At 68.4% G+C, this 2,134-nt stretch carries 3 protein-coding genes; 2 read left to right on the top strand and 1 reads right to left on the bottom strand.

Annotated features, from left to right (window positions below; translation table 11 throughout):
• Positions 1-315: 315 nt before the first annotated feature.
• On the top strand, positions 316-1,101 hold the full coding sequence (locus tag ACRDUX_RS10070; RefSeq protein ID WP_526413455.1) for an alpha/beta fold hydrolase: 786 nt from the start codon (positions 316-318) through the stop codon (positions 1,099-1,101).
• Here the strand turns inward: ACRDUX_RS10070 and ACRDUX_RS10065 are convergent.
• Entirely contained in the window at positions 1,098-1,829 is a 732-nt protein-coding gene (locus ACRDUX_RS10065) for a TetR/AcrR family transcriptional regulator (RefSeq protein ID WP_526413453.1), read from the bottom strand. The two genes, ACRDUX_RS10070 and ACRDUX_RS10065, sit on opposite strands and share 4 nt — an antisense overlap.
• A gap of 109 nt (positions 1,830-1,938) precedes the next feature.
• On the opposite strand from ACRDUX_RS10065, the gene ACRDUX_RS10060 reads away from it, so the two are divergent.
• Positions 1,939-2,134 (top strand): FAD-dependent oxidoreductase (locus tag ACRDUX_RS10060; protein WP_526413451.1); only part of this gene is annotated, 196 nt, incomplete at its 3' end.

The following is a 2,134-nucleotide window of genomic DNA, read 5'->3' as shown; positions in this document are numbered from 1 at the left end:
CCACCACCGGCGGCCAGGCCCCCACCGGCCCCGGCTACTCCTACAGCCCCGACACCTACGCCCACCCCGCACCAAACGCCACCCCCGGCTGGCACAACCACCACGGCCCCCAGCACATCGCCAACCTGCTCGGCAACTAAACCGCCAAGCACCACGAACCCGCCAGGCCCTCCCAAACAATCCCCGGGGAGGGCCTGGCGTTCGTCGAGCGCCGGGGAGATCACCCAACCCGACGCACGGGCCGACCACGTGGTTCGATCTCGTTGACACGTCGGGCTGGAACGACCACCCGGTCGCAGTACGGGAAGGGGCGTCGTGACGGGCGAGTTCGGAGAACTGAAGGTCCCGGTGGCGGGCGGTTCGCTGACCGTGCACACCCGCTCCGGTCCTGGACCGACACTGCTGCTGCTGCATTACTGGGGCGGCAGTGGCCGCACCTGGAATCGGATGCTCGCTCATCTTGACCGGCGAGTACCGGCGGCGTACTACGACCAGCGGGGCTGGGGGCGATCCAACACATTGCCAGGGCCGTTCGATCTGGCGCGACTGGCCGCCGACGCCCGTGCCGTGATCGAGGCTCTCGGCACCGACGTCATCCTGGTCGGGCATTCGATGGGCGGCAAGGTCGCGCAGCTCGTCGCAGCCGAAAGGCTCTCTGCGCTATCAGCTTTGGTGCTCATCGCACCAGCGCCCGCCGAACCGCCGCCGGCCATCACTCCGCAGTTCCAGCAGCAGCTCGCCCACGCCTACGACAGCGCTGAGACCGTGACGCACGCCGTCGACCACGTCCTCACGGCGATCCCCCTCGAGGCCTCGCTACGCACTGCGGTGATCGAGGACAGCCTGTCCGGTGTCGCGGCGGCTCGCGCGGAGTGGCCCTTGCACGGCATCGCCGAGGACATCACCGCGGCAGCACGCCGAATCTCGGTCGACACCACCGTCATCGCCTCCAGCCGCGACGTCGTCGAACCGGTCGACGTCCTGCGCCGGCACCTCCTACCCTTCATCCCCGGTGCCCGCCTCGACGTCCTCGAGGGACCCGGCCACCTCATCCCCCTTGAGGCACCCGAAGAACTGGCAGGACGTCTGGCCGTGCGTTAGTCGTTCTTGACCAGGCCGTCCACGATCAGGTTGATGGTGAACGCGAATCGATCCGACGCGGTGCCGGACGTCAGCTCGGCGGCGTAGCGCTTGGTGTGGGGGAAGGTATCGGGCAGCGCGGCGAATCGGCGCAGCGATTCTTCTCGGCTGAGGACCCGGCCATCCTCGTCGGCAGGCCTGTCACGCAGGGACGCCTCGAGGCAGAACGCGTTGACGTAGAGAACCAGTGCGTCGATCGCCCAAGCGGCCGTCTGCGGCGCGACGCCGCCCGCGAGCACGATGCCGAGCATGCCCTCGCTCACGCGCAGGGTCTCCAGATGCGTCGGCACCACGGCGAGCGCCGCCCGGGAGATGCCGGGGTAGCGCAGGTACTGATCACGGAGCTGGGTGCAGACGTCGATGATCTGGTCACGCCAAATGTGAGTATCCGGCTGGGGGAGAATGACTTCCGAGCAGAGCCGCCCGATGAGCAGATCGTCTAGGTCCTCCTTGTTGACGACGTGGGCGTAGAGCGACGCTGGGCCCGTTTCGAGGACGACCGCCACTCGCCGCATCGTCAGGGCGTCGTGTCCCTCACGCTCGACGATGCCCATCGCGGTCTCGACGATGGCGTCGACGGTGATGGGCTTCTTGCGCCCCGCCGACGGGCCGCGACGGGGCGCTCCCGCGTCGTCGGCCAGCGGCTGCTGATGCCGCGCTGCGCGTCGTCGCTGAGGAGGCGATGTCATGGGACGCAGTCTAGACCGGTGCGAGCGCAGTTCTAGTTGACACGATCACTGCTCTATAAGTAGAACAGTGTTCGTGTATTCCCGGGCGCGACCACCAGAGAGCAACCTGATGTCCTCCACCTACGACGTGCTCGTGGCAGGCGCGGGGCCGGTCGGCCTGATGCTTGCGACCGAACTGCAGCTGGCCGGGGCCAGGGTGCTCGTCGTCGAACGGCGCGACGAGCTCGACACCGCGGTCAAGGCGGAAGGGCTCAACACTGCCTCGGCGGAGATCCTCGAGCGGCGCGGCCTGCTCCCCGCGGTGG

Source organism: Mycobacterium sp. (genome assembly GCF_050701675.1).
GTDB lineage: Bacteria > Actinomycetota > Actinomycetes > Mycobacteriales > Mycobacteriaceae > Mycobacterium.
This window is presented reverse-complemented; position numbering and strand designations above follow the sequence as displayed.

Coding starts and splice junctions, on each gene's coding strand:
- ACRDUX_RS10065 (WP_526413453.1), bottom strand. CDS start 1,829: ATGACATCGCCTCCTCAGCGACGACGCGCAGCGCGGCATCAGCAGCCG.